This window comes from Parasediminibacterium sp. HNIBRBA5674 (assembly GCF_056745525.1).
In genome coordinates this window covers 1-15,988 of sequence record NZ_JBQWIE010000003.1, presented here as the reverse complement: position 1 = coordinate 15,988, position 15,988 = coordinate 1, and the positions used below count along the sequence as shown (strand labels likewise).

Annotated in this window: 12 protein-coding genes; 6 read left to right on the top strand and 6 right to left on the bottom strand. The window is 35.9% G+C overall.

The features are described 5' to 3' along the window. Positions 1 to 10: 10 nt before the first annotated feature. The 4 genes from ACT9TX_RS02340 to ACT9TX_RS02325 form a co-directional block, all read right to left on the bottom strand. Positions 11 to 1,369, bottom strand: a complete 1,359-nt coding sequence (locus ACT9TX_RS02340; RefSeq protein WP_481336595.1) for an HlyD family secretion protein — start codon at positions 1,367 to 1,369, stop codon at positions 11 to 13. Positions 1,370 to 1,394: 25 nt separating this feature from the next. Then, positions 1,395 to 3,050, bottom strand: a complete 1,656-nt coding sequence (locus ACT9TX_RS02335; RefSeq protein WP_481336594.1) for a peptidase domain-containing ABC transporter — start codon at positions 3,048 to 3,050, stop codon at positions 1,395 to 1,397. Positions 3,051 to 3,145: 95 nt separating this feature from the next. Then, positions 3,146 to 3,415: a hypothetical protein gene (locus tag ACT9TX_RS02330; protein ID WP_481336593.1), complete on the bottom strand. Its 270-nt coding sequence runs from the start codon at positions 3,413 to 3,415 to the stop codon at positions 3,146 to 3,148. Between the two features lie 23 nt (positions 3,416 to 3,438). Then, positions 3,439 to 4,875, bottom strand: a complete 1,437-nt coding sequence (locus tag ACT9TX_RS02325; RefSeq protein ID WP_481336592.1) for an NADP-dependent isocitrate dehydrogenase — start codon at positions 4,873 to 4,875, stop codon at positions 3,439 to 3,441. Between the two features lie 84 nt (positions 4,876 to 4,959). Between ACT9TX_RS02325 and ACT9TX_RS02320 the strand changes: the two genes are divergently transcribed. Continuing rightward, complete coding sequence (locus ACT9TX_RS02320) at positions 4,960 to 5,886, top strand: LysR family transcriptional regulator (protein WP_481336591.1); 927 nt, start codon at positions 4,960 to 4,962, stop codon at positions 5,884 to 5,886. 15 nt (positions 5,887 to 5,901) lie between these two features. On the opposite strand, the gene ACT9TX_RS02315 is transcribed toward ACT9TX_RS02320, so the two are convergent. After that, positions 5,902 to 6,354, bottom strand: coding sequence for an LEA/WHy family protein (locus ACT9TX_RS02315; RefSeq protein WP_481336590.1), 453 nt, complete (start codon positions 6,352 to 6,354; stop codon positions 5,902 to 5,904). Positions 6,355 to 6,620: 266 nt separating this feature from the next. Here ACT9TX_RS02315 and ACT9TX_RS02310 point away from each other — a divergent pair, with 266 nt between their 5' ends. The 3 genes from ACT9TX_RS02310 to ACT9TX_RS02300 all read left to right on the top strand — a co-directional run bounded on the left by ACT9TX_RS02310 (position 6,621) and on the right by ACT9TX_RS02300 (position 14,473). Continuing rightward, positions 6,621 to 7,268 (top strand): WbqC family protein, encoded by a 648-nt coding sequence (locus ACT9TX_RS02310; RefSeq protein ID WP_481336589.1) that lies wholly within the window; start codon positions 6,621 to 6,623, stop codon positions 7,266 to 7,268. 104 nt (positions 7,269 to 7,372) lie between these two features. Then, positions 7,373 to 13,414 carry a PKD domain-containing protein gene (locus ACT9TX_RS02305; protein ID WP_481336588.1) on the top strand — a complete coding sequence of 2,014 codons (6,042 nt, stop codon included), beginning with the start codon at positions 7,373 to 7,375 and terminating at the stop codon, positions 13,412 to 13,414. A gap of 21 nt (positions 13,415 to 13,435) precedes the next feature. After that, a complete protein-coding gene (locus ACT9TX_RS02300) occupies positions 13,436 to 14,473 on the top strand; it encodes a PorP/SprF family type IX secretion system membrane protein (RefSeq protein WP_481336587.1) in 1,038 nt (345 codons plus the stop codon). A gap of 91 nt (positions 14,474 to 14,564) precedes the next feature. Here ACT9TX_RS02300 and ACT9TX_RS02295 read toward each other — a convergent pair whose 3' ends face one another. Beyond that, the gene (locus ACT9TX_RS02295; protein WP_481336729.1) at positions 14,565 to 14,963 is read right to left on the bottom strand and encodes a YkgJ family cysteine cluster protein; all 399 of its coding nucleotides are present in this window, start codon (positions 14,961 to 14,963) and stop codon (positions 14,565 to 14,567) included. On the opposite strand from ACT9TX_RS02295, the gene ACT9TX_RS02290 reads away from it, so the two are divergent. After that, positions 14,962 to 15,126 carry a hypothetical protein gene (locus ACT9TX_RS02290; protein WP_481336586.1) on the top strand — a complete coding sequence of 55 codons (165 nt, stop codon included), beginning with the start codon at positions 14,962 to 14,964 and terminating at the stop codon, positions 15,124 to 15,126. The two genes, ACT9TX_RS02295 and ACT9TX_RS02290, sit on opposite strands and share 2 nt — an antisense overlap. 200 nt (positions 15,127 to 15,326) lie before the next feature. Next, the coding region (locus tag ACT9TX_RS02285; protein ID WP_481336585.1) for a hypothetical protein at positions 15,327 to 15,988 on the top strand (662 nt) is incomplete at its 3' end.

The window sequence follows — 15,988 nt, the reverse complement described above, 5'->3', positions numbered from 1 at the left end:
CTTTCAGCAATTATTTTTTCTTAGCCTTATCGGATTTTCCAGATTTATCAACTTTGTAATAGTCTGGTGGAAAGCCATTGATATTACGCCATAATTCGTAATAAATAGGTACATTTTTAAGCAAAGCAATACCGCTTGCGCCGCCACCCATTCTTAACATGGTTGGCCACTTTTTATCGCTTGGGTCTTCTGCTACAAGCACTCTAAATTTACCGTTATCGCTTACTGAAGTTTCTACAGCAGCTACAATACCACCAAAAGTACCATAGCTATTTTGCGGCCAACCGCTAAAAACAATGGCAGGAAAGCCATCAAAAACAAAGCGTACTTTTTGCCCCATGCTTATTAGTGGTAAATCCATTGGTTCTACAAACATTTCTACTGCGTACTGAATATTTGTAGGAACTACTTCTACAATCATCTCACCTTCTTTCAGCATTTCGCCTATACCAGCTTTTTTTGCTTTGGTAATTTGTCCGCTTTGTGGTGCTAAAATGTAATACAGCTTGTTTCTTGCATCGTAACTAGCATACAGGTTTTGTAATTTAGATACGTCTGCCTCGGTAGAAGCTGCGCTAGATAATGATGAAAATTTATCGCCTTCTGCTTTAGAAATTTTGTCTGTGTATTCTTGAACAGCACTGTTTTTTTCAATTCTCAGGTTTATTAATTCTTGCCTGCCTTGCGCTAATTTGTTTTCTGTACTTATTTTCTTAGCCGTGCCATTTTGAAAATTCACACGTCTTTTCTCAAACTCTGTAAGCGAAATAGCACCACTGTCTAGCATCACTTTAGCTGCATCAATTTGGCGCTTATAGGCATTTAATTCATTATTTACAGCAATTAAATCGGTGCTATCGCTAGCTACTTTTAATTGTTGTTGTAAAATCTTATTATCAAGTGATTGTAGTTTTAAAACCTGACCTTGTAGCAAAGCTGAGGCTTGAATTTCAGCAGTACCTGCTTTGTTTTTATAGCCTTCTATACTTTGTTGTTTCGCATCTATTTGTTGTTGCGTACGTGCTAGTAATTGCGGGTCAAAATAATCTACTTTAACCTCACCTAATTGTAAAATAGTATCGCCTTCTTTTACGAAATCACCCTCTTTTACATACCATTTTAAAACTCTACCAGCAATAATGGTGTTTAATTCTTGTGGTCTTTGTTCTTGTCTTAACGTTGTTACCGCACCTTTGGCTCTAATATTTTGGGTCCAAGGCAAAAACATAGCAAGTACTAATATAATTAAAAAGCCCCATAGCCATTTTTTTACTTGGCCATGTTTTTCAATGCCATATACTTTTTTAAAAGCTTCCAATGAGCTATTATCTGCTTGTGATTCTATATCTATATTAATGAAACTATTCATTGTAAACAAATGATATTAAATATGATTAATGCTTTTGTAGGTGTAAAACGGTGTCGCACTCTTTAGCAATAGTAGTATCGTTAGAGGCAATGAGTACGGTACAATTACTTCTATTTTTAATAATATCTACCAATGCTTTTCTTGAAGGTTCATCTAGGTTTTCAAATGGTTCTTCAAGCAGTAACAATCTGTTTTTACCTAATAAAGTTCGTACTAATAATATTTTTTGTCTAATGGTTTTTGGTAGTTTTTTACCAGATGGGTCAAGCACATAATCGTAACCTGCGCTATGCGATTGTACAAAATCTGTTAAGCCTAGCTTTTCAACGTAATGACTCATTTCTACCACATCTATACTAGTGTTACCCATGGTAATATTTTCTCTTAAAGTGGCATGAAAAATATCTTGACTATTTAATAAAATACCTGTTGCTACTCTTAAACTTTGTAAGTTGTAGCTTTTAATTGGTTGATTATCAATTAAAATTCCGCCATCAAAATTCTTCAAAGTGCCTGTAAGTAAGCGCATTAAAGTAGATTTACCAGAGCCAGATGCACCTGATACATATACTAACTGACCAGCAGTAATATTATAATTTAAATTGCTAATTATTTGTTTGCCTTCTTCAAAGCCATAATATGTGTTTCTAAATTCAATAGAAACACCTTGCTGTATTGTATTATCTAACACCAAAGAACCATCGTTTTCAAGTTCTGCTTCAGTAACCTTGCTTAATTTTTCAATAGAAACTAGTGCATCGTACACTTTATCTAAACTTAAAATTAGTTTTTCTACTGAGCCAATAATAGTAATAATTACAATATCTGCTGCAATAAACTGACCCACATTTATCTGCTGATCAACTAATAATAACGTGCCCACAATTAGCATCGCTGCGGTTATTACTATTTTAAAGCTAATAAGACTCCAAAATTGCACCAGCAATACTTTAAAATATTGTGTTCTAGCATCTAAATGCTTTGCTATTAAGCTGTCAGTTTTATCTACATTCAAAGTACTTTTTGAGTATTTGAACGATTTTACCACTCTAGCAATTTCTTGCAACCAAGATGCTACTTGGTATTTATAATCGCTTGATTGCATGGCTAAAGCCAAGCCTTGTGGCGATGTATAACGTAATATTACAATTACAATAAGTAACATCAATGCGCCAAAACCTATAAAAATAGGGTGGTAAAAGGCTAATAATAATAAACCTAATAATGTTTGTATAAGTGCAGCAGGTACATCTAAAAGTAATTTGTCAAGACCTTTTTGTAAAGAAATCGTATCGAAGAAACGGTTTACAAGCTCTGGTAAATAATATTTATCAAGCTTTTCTGTGTCAAGTTTTGGTAGGCGGTCGCTAAACTCTAAACCATAACGTAGAAAAATTTTCTGTTTTAGTTTTTCGATAATTTCTAGTTGCCTTACTTGTAGCAAGCCATTTAGAAATGTGCCAAAAACTACTAATACAATTAAAATAACAATGGATGTAGATACAGAACCAGCCATTACAAAGCTGATAATTGTTTGAATACCAAGGGGTAAGGAGAGTTGTACGATACCTGCCAAAATTGCGAAAGCATAGATAGATGAAATATCTCGCCTATCTAAGCGCAAAATTTTGTAGAATTTTCTTAAAGCGCTACCAATAGAAACATTGCTGTTAGTTGCCATGAAGAGTGGGTTTTCTATAAAAAACTTGGGTGTCTGCAATAATTAAGCCATTGCAGGCACCCAAATTGATCTTTTTTTACGAATAAACGAAATAATTATTGATGTAATTGAGGTCTTGTATTTATTTCTATGTGAGCATTTAAACTAGTGTGCATTTGCCCATTTTCTTTAAGTTTAGCAATGGTTTCTTTTAATGTATTTTGAAGATGCATAATTTTCTTTTCAGAATGCTTAATGTCTTCTTCACTCATTTTAATGGTGCTAATTTTTGCTTCATGAAAAGCTATTTTGGCATTGAAAATAGCTTTTAAAAGTCCTTCTGCTTCTGATATAGTAAAAACGCCGCTGATTAATTGAATTTCCATTTATTTATTTTTTTAGTTACTGTTTATTGACCTTGTGCCGCTGTAAAACCCATTTCGCCATTAAAGGTGTAAAGGTTTTCTGTTTTAATAACGTTAAGCTTTGTGTTTGTAATAGCTTGTAATAAATTTAAAATATCTTGATATTGCAATAATGTCAATTGTGTGTTTTTAAATCTGCAACGCCAATGATTAGTACAAAAGGTTTCAGGAAAACCGTTTGGCCACACTTTTGTGCCTCTATTTGTAATCATTGTAAGTGGTAGATTGCTATTAGAAATCTGTTGTAGTTTTTCTGCAATATCATCTGCACTTAATATTTTTTCATCTAAAAAGACATCAACACCTACTAAATTTTTATTGCTTACAATTGGTGTACTTAGTTTAATATTAAAATTGCCTGAAGATTTTGAGTAATCAACAGCTTGTAAGGTACTAGGTTTTTGTCCTAATCTTTCTATCACGGCATTTGCAAATGCTTGTGTACCAGTTAAATTACGAGAGTTACCTAATTTAAAAATATCGGCTGTATGCACACCATCTTCTAAGGTTTTTAACCAAGCGTTTTGAATTTTTTCTGCTACATCTTTTTGGCCAATGTGCACTAGCATTTGTATAGCGCCAAGCAACAAACCAGATGGATTAGCTTTATCCATACCAGCAATATCTGGTGCTGAACCATGAATAGCTTCAAACATTGCAAAGCCGTCACCAATATTAGCACTGCCACCAAGCCCTACCGAGCCAGTAATCTGCGCAGCAACATCACTTAAAATATCGCCATATAAATTAGGCATCACAATAACATCAAACACTTCTGGTGTATCGGCAAGTTTTGCTGCGCCTATGTCTACAATCCAATGTTCTTTTTCAATTTCTGGATATTCTTTACCTACTTCTTCAAATGTTTTATGAAATAAACCATCGGTCATTTTCATAATATTATCTTTAGTAAAGCAGGTTACCTTTTTTCTATTATAAGCTTTCGCATACTCAAATGCGTAGCGAATAATTTTTTCTGTACCAGGTTTTGAAATCAATTTTAAGCACTGAATCACATCATCAGTTTGTTGATGTTCAATACCTGCATATAAATCTTCCTCATTTTCACGTACAATTACAACATCCATTACAGGGTGTTTGGTTTGTACAAATGGGTGGTAAGAAATACAAGGTCGTACGTTAGCGTATAAGCCTAATACTTTTCTAATGGTTACATTAATGCTTTTAAAGCCGCCACCTTGTGGTGTTGTTACAGGCGCTTTTAGTAGTACTCTTGTACGTCTTAAAGAATCCCAAGCATCGTCTGCAATACCAGATGAGTTGCCATTCAAGTACATTTTTTCGCCTATCACAATCTCTTCAATATCAAGCTGCGCACCAGCAACTTGTAAAATTTTTAACGTTGCGTCCATTATTTCAGGACCAATGCCATCGCCTTTTGCTACAGTAATTTTTGTCATAGTTGCAATTTTATGTTGCAAAAGTCATTTCTTTGTAGCATATAACTTCATTTATCTTAAATATGAATAGCATAAATTAAAATTATGAACTACACTTTCCATCAATTAAAAGTTTTTATGGCTGTGGTTGAAAAAAAGAGCATTACCAAAGCCTCGTTAGAGTTAAATATGACACAGCCAGCCGTGTCTATTCAGTTGAAAAACTTGCAGGATCAGTTTGATATTCCACTAACAGAAGTAATAGGTAGGCAATTGTATGTTACAGAATTTGGCCACGAATTGTATGCAATTTCAGAAAAAATATTAGAAGAAGTAGCGGCAATTAATTACAAAACACAGAGTTTTAAAGGCATGCTTTCAGGGAAATTAAAAATTTCTGTGGCTTCAACAGGTAAGTATGTAATGCCGTATTATTTAAAAGATTTTTTGAAAGTGAATCAAAGTATAGATTTATTAATGGATGTAACCAACAAAACAAAAGTGGTAGAAAGCCTTGAAAATAATGAGGTAGATTTTGCTTTGGTATCAGTTTTACCAGACAAATTAGAAATAGAACAAGAAGTATTGTTGCCAAATAAATTGATACTTACGGCATCAAAAAATTATGAATTTAATAAAAATGAACTGCTAAATAAAGCTGTGTTTGACGAGTTACCACTTATTTACCGTGAGGAGGGTTCTGGTACCAGAACGGTAATGCAGCAGTATTTTCAACAAGCGCATATTGTACCTAAAGTTCGTTTTGAACTTACTTCAAGCGAGGCTGTAAAGCAGGCTGTAATGGCTGGTTTAGGCTTTTCTATTCAATCTATTTTAAGTCTTAAAAATGAATTGAAACAAGGTGATATTCAGATCATTAGGGTAGAAGGACTGCCATTAATTGAAAATTGGCGATTAGTGTGGTTAAAGCAAAAAAAGATGTCGGTTGTTGCAAGAGAGTTTTTAAAATATATACAAGCCCATAAAGCAGAAATTTTCGAAGAAAATTTTGCGTGGACAGAAAATTTTTAGATAAGCTTTTCGGCTTTAAAAAAGCTTTAATTGATGTTTCGCTTCGTAGTTAAAAGGCACTGTTATATAAAATCCTGACCTACCTACACGTGTAGTACCACTCACTTTTATAAGTGTTTCATTGCCCAAGAAGCTGCTAAATGAGTTTTTTAAAACACTTATAGTATTTACAGAAAGTGTGCTAGCTATGGTAAATTCACTTAATTTATCAATGTGCATTGCTGTGTCTAAAATTACTTTCCCTAGGTAATTATTGTTAATATAAACCTCGCCATCTACACGCTTTAAATCGACCGCAAACTTGTTAGGATTAAAATAAACCAGCTGAAATGTCAGGTTGGTTTTATCTAAGTTAGCTTTTTGCAGCTGTACGTTTTTTAATTCTCGGTATTCAAAGGCTTTTGGTTTGGCGCAAGCCATACAAAGCAAAATGAACAATAGGGGCGAAAAGAAGCCGTATTTTTTCATGGTAATAGCATTTGTTGCAAAATAGGTAAATAAGGGCGTAATTCAAATTTATGCCTTATCTTTAACTATGTGTTTGTGTGCTAAGTAGTTTAGTTTTTGCTTGTTGCTATTATTAAATCAAGCTAAAATAGTTGTACTAGTATTTTTAGTCAAATAAATTCCATTTAAATAATTGATTTTAAACTATTTATAATTTTCAACGCTATTTTTAAATTGTAAATTTTATACCCGAAATACATAAAATAGCAAGATAAATATCAAAGAAAATGCAAAACGATATTTTTTTAAAAAAGAAAACACAAATAACTGATAGTCAATATTTTGGAAGTGTTAGTTACTATAAGAATTTGTTTATTTTTACAAATAATACTATTGAACTATTTGACAACTACCAGAAAATGAGTTTTCGTAACAGATGCACCCTTGCTGGTAGTAATGGGTTGATAGATTTAAGTATTCCAATAGTTGGTGGGCGTAATAAAAAGCAATTAATGCGTGAAGTGAAAATTGAATATTCGCAACCTTGGCAGCAGCAACATATTAAAACAATTAAAAGCTGTTATGGCAAGTCGCCTTTTTTTGAATATTTTATTTTCGATATTGAAAAAATGCTAAAATGTCAGTACGATTCTTTGGCTGACTTAAATATTGAATTGCTAAATTGGTCAAAAAAAATAATTAAATTAAATAATTTAATAAGTTTTTCTACTGCATATAAAACAAAAGAAGAATTAAATGATATAGTAGATAATAGAAATTTATTTATACCTAAGAATTTTCAAACGCAAAAAAATATTATTAAATACACGCAAGTTTTTGAAGCTAAAATTGGCTTTCAACCTAATTTAAGTATTTTAGATATGTTGTTTTGTGAAGGGCCCGCTGCGAAGAATTTATTAAAAGGCAACATATAGCTTGTTACAAGTATCTTTTGAGGTTGGGTTAAAATAAAAACCTTGTAATTGTTTTTAAACTTAAATTGCCATTTCTAATCAATTAGCGTTACACCTTAGACTGCATGAAAAAAATATTACTATCTATTGCTTGCTTAATATTGCTTATTACCGTTTCAGCCCAAAATTTCTCTAATAAGGGTAAAGACTTTTGGCTAGGTTATGGCTATCACTGTAGAATGGATCATGCCTCTAATGCTGATCCAATTAATGCCCAGAATTTAGTACTTTACTTCACATCGGATAAAAATGCAAATGTGACGGTAGAAATCCCTGCTGTTGGTTATAAACAAATCTATCAAGTGTTTGCTAATCAAATTACAGAAACTTCTACATTACCTAAAACTGGCGTGCAAGATTCACGTATATCAGATACTGGTTACTTTAATAGAGGTATTCACATTTACAGCGATGTAGACATAGTCGCATATGCACACATTTATAACAATAGCATTTCTGGTGCATCACTTTTATTTCCTACTAATACTTTAGGTAAAGACTATTATGTAATTAGTTATAATCAGTCAACCAATGAGATTAATTCAAATTCATTTGCATTTGTGGTTGCGGTAGAGGATAATACAACTGTAGAAATAACGCCTTCGGTAAGCAATAAAAATAATAAAACAGCGAACTCACCCTTTACAGTTAATTTAAATAAAGGGCAAGTGTATAGTGTGATGGGGACAACCTCTGGCAATACAGGTACAGATTTAACAGGTACTCATATTAGAACTATTAGTACTAATGGTAGTTGTAAAAAGATTGCTGTTTTTTGCGGTGCAGGTAAAATGAGTATTGGTGGCACAACATCAGGTAATAATCAAACTGGTAGTGGTGATAATACATTCGCACAAAGTTTACCGGCAAGCGCATGGGGATTGAAATATTTGACAGCACCAACAGGTACGCAACCTAATAATTACTATCGTATTTGTGTTACCGATCCTACAACGGTTGTAAAACTAAATGGTAACGTCATTTCTTCTAGTTTTTTACAACGGAACTTTTTTTACGAATTAAAAAATTCTACACCGCTTAGTATTCCAGGAAATGGCTTGTCTGTTGCCAATACAACAAATGGTGTTTGGAATTTAATTGAAGCAGATAAACCCATAAATGTGGCGCAATATACACCAACGCAAGGTGTTGATGGTAATGGTTCGCCAGGTGATCCTGAAATGATTTATTTAAGTCCTGTTGAACAGACTATTAATAACATCACCTTAAACTCTACCTTTCATAATGCTATAACAGTTCATGGTATTAATGTTATTATCAAAAAGGGTGGTGTCAATAGTTTTAAACTAGATGGTGTGAGTAAAGCATCGAGTTTTATTACACATCCTAGAGATGCCAATTATTCTTATGCAATTCTTCCTGTTACGGCTGGTTCTCATGCCTTGTATTCTGATACTGGTTTTAATGCCATTGCCTATGGATTTGGTAATGTAGAGAGTTATGGCTACAATGCTGGCACTAATATTAAAGATTTATATACACCTATATTTCAAAATCCATATGCACGTTTAAGTTTTGCCGCCACTTGTGTGGGTACACCATTTCAATTTTCTGTGCCATTGTCTTATCAACCAACTTCAATAACATGGGACTTTGGCGGTGCTGCCAATACCAATCTCTCACCTAATACCACTATTGGTCCACTTACGCCCAAAGCCGATAGTTCTACAACTATTGGTGGTCAAAATTTATATTACTATAGCCCTGCAAATGGTTTAGGTAGTAAAACATTTATTTATTCAAAAACAGGTACAGATACAATAAAGTTATATGCTACCAATCCTACACCAGATGGTTGTGGTACTAGTAATGCAGAGTATGATTTTCCTGTTGTAATAAGCAATGTACCAAATGCTAATTTTAGTGTAAGCACGGCAAGGTGTATTTCAGATTCTATTCCTTTTACAGATGCATCTACAGGTTTAGGCATTAGCAATGTTGTAAATGGTTTGTGGTACTGGGGTGACGGTACTCAGGATAGTTTGAAGAATCCATTGCACAAGTTTGCATTACCTAAAATATATAATATCCGCTATAGACCAATTACCGATTTTGGCTGCATAGGCGATACTACAATTTCTTTTGATATTGCCGCAGCACCTGTTGCACAATTTGGAATTAGTAGTAATACTTGCTTAGGTACTACAATTTCTTTTACAGACTCATCATCTATTACCACCGGTACTATTGTAAAATGGTATTGGGATTATGGTAATGGAAAAAAAGATACGCTAACTACTAATGCCACTAGAACGCAGGTTTATAACACAGCAGGTACTTATACTGTAAGCTTAGTGGTAGAAAATAATACAGGTTGTAAAAGCAATGCATTTACAAAATTATTAGTCGTAAATCCTTTACCTGTTGCAAATTTTACATTGCCTACAGCAGTTTGTCTGCCTATAGGTAAAGGTATTTTCACAAATGCAACTACTATTAGTGATACCTCAACCACATTTAGTTATACTTGGAATTTTGGTGATGGCGGTATTGATAGTGCGAAAAATCCAGTACACTATTTTAGCAACGTTGGGCCATTTAATGTGAAGCTTACAGCTACATCAGTTTTTGGTTGCATAAAAGACACAACTAAAATTTTGACTTCTATTTTTGAACAGCCAAAAGCTGCTTTTACTTTAAGCAATGAAGTTTGTTTGAGAGATACGACAGCTTTTACAGATGTAAGTGATGGTAAAGGCGCAACTGTTGTAAAATGGAATTGGGATTTTGGTGATGGTACGTCAGATACTTCACAAAATACCAAGCACAGATATTTACTTGCTGGTACCGATAGTGTGAAGTTATTTGTAATTACCGATAAAGGCTGCTACAGTGATACTCTAACCAAAGCTACAGTTGTAAATCCTTTGCCTAGTGCTTTGTATACTTACAATGCAAGTGCTTATTGCGAGAAAAGTGGTATTACATTTACTGATACCTCAAAGGCAAACGTTGGAAATTTGGTGCGTTGGTATTGGCTAATGGGTGATGGCAGAGTAATTGACACTGCAAATGGTAATCCATTTAGCCACACATATACTAGCTATGGCAGTTATGCAGTAAAATTAATGGTAGAGACAGACAAAGGATGTAAGAGCGATACTATCACGAAAGTATTAGATGTTCATACGTTGCCTATACCTAATTTTATAATACCTACCGTGGTTTGTTTGCCACAAGGTGCAGCTACGTTTACAAATACCACAACGATAATTGATACATCTACAACGTTTAAGTACGCTTGGAATTTTGGTGACGGTGGCATTGATAGTGTTAAAAATCCAACGCATAATTTTGCTGCTGTTGGGCCATTTAATGTGAAGCTAACTGCTACCTCTGTGTTTGGTTGTGTAAAAGATACTTCCAAAAGCATTGCAACTATTTATCCGCAGGCAAAAGCTAATTTCTCAGTTGTCAATCAGCCTTGCTTTAGAGATACTACTTATTTCAAAGATTCTACAGATGGTAAGGGCAGTGCTATATCTTCTTGGCGCTGGTCCTTCGGCGACAGTTTCACCGATACATTACAAGACAGTAAGCACCGTTACGCAGCATCAGGCAGTTACAATGTGAGTTTATATACGATTACCGATAAAGGCTGCAATAGCGATACTGTTACCAAAACAGCAGTGGTCAATCCACTACCACAAGTAGGCTTTACTGCTACAGCCGCAGCGTATTGTGAAACAAGACCAGTTACGTTCACAGATACCAGCAAAATAGCCACAGGTAATATCGCCAGATGGTATTGGTCACTAGGCGATAGTAGAGTAGTAGATACCACCAACAAAAACGCCTTCACCCACAGCTACGCCACTTATGGCACTTACACCGTAAAACATATGGCAGAAAGCGACAAAGGCTGTAAAAGCGATACGGTTAGCCAAACAGTCACCATCAATCCATTACCACAAGTAGGTTTTGTAGTACCAGAAATCTGCCTATCCGATGCTGCCGCCCAATTTACAGATACCAGCAAAATAGCCGATGGTAGCCAAGCCAGCTTCACCTATAACTGGAACTTGAATGTTACAGGCATCACACCAGTACCAACACCATTTACCACACTTACGGTTAAAAACCCATCTGCTAAATACAAGAAAACAGATATCTATCAAGTAGCAGAAACCGTTACCAGCAATAAAGGCTGTGCTGTAACCCTACAACAGCCCTTTACCGTAAACGGCTCTATACCAGTACCAGGCTTTGCCGTACAAAATGCAGGGAAATTGTGTGCCAATGATTCAGTAGGCATATTAGATACATCCTACATCGATTTTGGTAATATCACCAAAGTAGAAATTGTGTGGGATAACCTAAATAATCCAACCGTAAAAGAAATAGACGACAACCCAACGTCAGGGCATAACAAACTAGGTAAGTTGTACAAACATCTATACCCTAATTTTTACAATCCACAAGCACCCAAAACCATCCAAATCAAGTTCACCGCTTATTCAGGTAATATCTGTGTCAATAGCATCACCAGAAACATTACTTTAAACCCAAGCCCAAGGGTACAGTTTACCATAATACCAGGCATTTGTAAAGATGCTAGCCCAAGACAAATTACCCAAGCCACCGAAACCACAGGCATAGCAGGTACATTTATTTATACAGGTACAGCCACCAATAGCACAGGTACTGTTACACCAAGCAACACACCAGCAGGTGCCTACAATATTCAGTACAAACACACCAGCACCATCGGCTGCGCCGATAGCGCCACACAAGCCATTACCATATGGCCAAGCCCAGTAGCCAAATGGGGCATCAGCAGCCCAAGCTGCGAAAAGAACAATATCACTTTTACCGATAGCTCAGTAGCCAACTACAGCAATATCACCTCTTGGCAATGGATCTATGGTGATGGTAATACTGCCAACAAAACCACAGGTGCCGCCTACAGTTACAGCTATGCAGCAGCAGGTACTTACACCGCTAGCCTAAGAGTCACAACAGATAGTGGTTGTAGAAGCCAAGTCAATACCCAAACTATCAAAGTCAACTATTTACCAAAAGTGAGCTTCACTATGCCAACCATCTGCTTACCAGACGGTAACGGCACATTTACCAGCACCAGCACTATTGCAGACAATAGCCAAAACTTGTTCAGCTACAGTTGGAACTTTGGCGACCCCAACAATGCCACAGGTAGTACCAGCCAAACAGCTAGCCACCAATACAGCGCACTAGCGCCAACAGCCGGCTATCCAGTCAAACTCATCATCACCACCAAAGATGGTTGCGTAGACTCGCTGACACAAGCTTACAGCGATGTAAACCCACAACCAACAGCAGCGTTTACCGCCACACCAACAGCCGTGTGCGTGAGAGATAATATCAGCTTTACAGATAAAAGCAATGGCAAAACTAGTGCAGTCACCACATGGTATTGGGATTTAGCGCAAGGGCAAACAAATACCAACAACGCACAAAACCCAAGTAGACAGTTTAACGACAGCGGTACTTACCAAATACGTTTATGGATAGACAATGCACAAGGCTGTAGAAGCGATACGGCTAAGCAAACTGTCACCATACATCCCTACCCAATGCTAGAGTTAGGGCCAAATCTAGTGGTACTAGAAGGTGGTACCATCGCCATCAAACCACAGACCGTTTATGGCAATAGCCTCAGCTATTTATGGACAGCCATCTCGCCAGCAGGTAGCCCAACCTACCTCAGCAGCGATACCGCAGCCGTACCAATGTGCACACCAATAGCCAGTGTAGATAGTATTACCTACAAGCTACAACTCACAGGCATAGGTGGTTGCGCTGTAAGCGACCAAATAACAGTAGTAGTACTAAAAACCCCAGTAATACCAAACACGTTTACACCGAATGGTGATGGTAACCACGACACATGGGTAATCAAGAGTTTAGAAAGTTACCCTGGTGCCACGATAGAAATCTACAACCGCTATGGGCAATTGGTGTACAAAACCACAGGCTACGACCCTAATAATGCATGGGATGGCAAACTAAATGGTGTACCATTACCAGTAGGCACGTACTATTACATCATCAACCCTAAAAATGGCAGAAGCACGCTTAGTGGTAGCGTGACGATTATTAGGTAACAACAATTAACTTAGCAGTTCATGAAGACTTTTTTATACCGACGATTGATTGTTTTGTTAATGCTTTTTGTGGTAACAAACGCATTTGCGCAGCAAAGACCCTACTATACACAATACATACTTAATAATTATATCATTAATCCTGCGGTAGCAGGTATTGAAAACTATACCGATATAAAAGTAAGCCATAGGGCACAATGGGTGGGCTTACAAGGCGCACCTGTAACTACTTATTTAACTATTCATGCGCCACTTAAAAAAAGTGATTACGATGAAAGAGAAAACCCAACGAGTTTTCATAGAGAAGGCGGTAACCCAAGAGGCCAAGCTTACTGGCAGAGTTACCAAAAGCCAGAGCCGCATCATGGTGTTGGCTTTACGGTTTTGAACGATAAGACAGGGCCTCTGAATCGTTTTGCTGCTTATGGGTCGTATGCTTATCATGTAGGTTTAAGCAGTAACGCCAACTTGTCTTTTGGTATTAGTGCTGGCATTACGCAAATGAGTATTGATAATTCTAAGGTAGATTTTGGTGATAATAGGGTAGATCCTGCGGTAAATTTGAGTAGTTCTTTAAATACCATAAAACCAGATATTAGTGCAGGCTTATGGTTGTATAGTAAAAACTATTTTGCCGGTATATCGGTGCAACAAATTGTACCTCAGAACATTGTGTTTTCTGGTACGGCTGTCCAGGTAGATAACGCGAGATTGATACCGCACATTTTTTTACAAGCTGGTATGAGGTTGTACTTAAATGATGATTTAACCTTGTTGCCAAGTGTAATGGCTAGATATATCAATCCTTTACCGTTGGGTGTAGATATAAATGCCAAATTGCAATACCAAGATTTAATATGGGTGGGGGGTACTTATAGATACCAAGATGGGTTTGCTGGTATGCTAGGTGTAAACTTAAGTAATAGCATCAATATCGGCTACTCTTACGATATTAATACCTCTAACTTACGTGCAGTAAGCAATGGCTCACACGAAATACTTGTAGGCTTTTTACTAGGTAATAAATATGGTGATTGGTGCCCTAAAAATTTGTTTTAGTATGATTGATAGTAACACGATGACGCAGATTCGTATGGATGGAAATGGATTTTCTTATTCTACAGCTGTTGAATTAATTTAAAATCTGTGTTTATCGGTCAAAATCAGCGTTATCAGTGTTGCCATCATTCCTTATAAATCCTGTCTCAATTTTTAATTGTTCTACCACATTGTAAATAATAGGGCAGCGGTCGTAATGCATAAACGTAGTAAATATACGTTTGGTAAAATTGGGTAAATGCAAGGCAGGAAACTCTTTACAACCTGCAAAACGATAATCGTACACGGTGCATTTGTTATCGCTTAAAAAATGGCAAGGCATGGTATTAATTACCATCATGCTGCCACCTTTTTCCAAATAGGTGTTGTCAAAATTGGCTCTTTTTTGTTGTAGATGCGCTGATAAATTATCGGCTTCTTCTTCCGTTACATTAATCATTAAAGTTTTGCAGCAATTGCCACAAGTGGTACAATCAACTTGCTGAGATATGGTTTCATTTAGCGAATTAACTAATATATCTATCGTTTCTGGCTTTGATGCAGACTTTAAGAAACTGCCAAATGCATCGTTCTCGGTTTGTTTTTCTACAGCTAATGAAGCGATAGTACCTAAATTGGTTTCTATATGTTGTGAAGTATTACTGATGCGGTAAAACTAATAGAAAAAATTTTATTGTGACGAAATGCTGATGAATAAAAGGTTTATGCACAAAGTTTCGGTAGTTGTTAAAAAAATGATACTGTTGTTGTAAAGAAATAGTGTTTCTTGCAAGATTGGTGGTGATAGCACAGGTGTACGAAAGATAAATTAGCTCTTTGATACAATAAAATTAAATTTATCCGTTGCTTTAAGATGGAATTACAAAAAGTGCTTTCATTGATACCATCTAAGCTACTTGAAGAGTTGGCTATAGAAACCGAGGTGGACGTTTTTACAAAAAAATTGCAAGGCGAAGTGATGTTTAAATTGCTGCTGCATTGTATTATTAGCCACAAAGACAATAGCCTTCGCACTATGGAATCAGCTTATGAGACACTTGTTTTTAGGCTCATTAATAGTAAAAATAGGCACAGTAGTATTCGGTTTAGTTCCATTGGTACAAGGCTATCTGTTATCAATGCTGCCTATTTCGAAAAACTATTTGAAGCTTGTGTTCGTGTCTACAAAAAAGAATTAGGCACTGATAAAAATGCAATTATCCGATTCGATTCTACCATTGTTGCTTTATCAACCAAGTTATTAAATGTCGGTTATCAGTTAAAAGGTGGAGATGCAGGTAATTATCGTCAACTGAAGTTTACCGTTGGCTATGCCGATATTCCAGAGATAGTTCATTTTTATACAGACCAAACACATAACAGTGAGAATGTAGCATTAAGAGAAACCATACTTAAACAATCAGAAAATGATGTAAACAGCATTAAGATATTTGACAGAGGTATTACCGCAAGAAGCACCTACGATACATTTACCAACAAGGGGATTCAATTTGTATCAAGGATTAATGTAAAATC

Coding starts and splice junctions, on each gene's coding strand:
- ACT9TX_RS02340 (WP_481336595.1), bottom strand. CDS start 1,369: ATGAATAGTTTCATTAATATAGATATAGAATCACAAGCAGATAATAGC.
- ACT9TX_RS02335 (WP_481336594.1), bottom strand. CDS start 3,050: ATGGCAACTAACAGCAATGTTTCTATTGGTAGCGCTTTAAGAAAATTC.
- ACT9TX_RS02330 (WP_481336593.1), bottom strand. CDS start 3,415: ATGGAAATTCAATTAATCAGCGGCGTTTTTACTATATCAGAAGCAGAA.
- ACT9TX_RS02325 (WP_481336592.1), bottom strand. CDS start 4,875: ATGACAAAAATTACTGTAGCAAAAGGCGATGGCATTGGTCCTGAAATA.
- ACT9TX_RS02320 (WP_481336591.1), top strand. CDS start 4,960: ATGAACTACACTTTCCATCAATTAAAAGTTTTTATGGCTGTGGTTGAA.
- ACT9TX_RS02315 (WP_481336590.1), bottom strand. CDS start 6,354: ATGAAAAAATACGGCTTCTTTTCGCCCCTATTGTTCATTTTGCTTTGT.
- ACT9TX_RS02310 (WP_481336589.1), top strand. CDS start 6,621: ATGCAAAACGATATTTTTTTAAAAAAGAAAACACAAATAACTGATAGT.
- ACT9TX_RS02305 (WP_481336588.1), top strand. CDS start 7,373: ATGAAAAAAATATTACTATCTATTGCTTGCTTAATATTGCTTATTACC.
- ACT9TX_RS02300 (WP_481336587.1), top strand. CDS start 13,436: ATGAAGACTTTTTTATACCGACGATTGATTGTTTTGTTAATGCTTTTT.
- ACT9TX_RS02290 (WP_481336586.1), top strand. CDS start 14,962: ATGGTTTCATTTAGCGAATTAACTAATATATCTATCGTTTCTGGCTTT.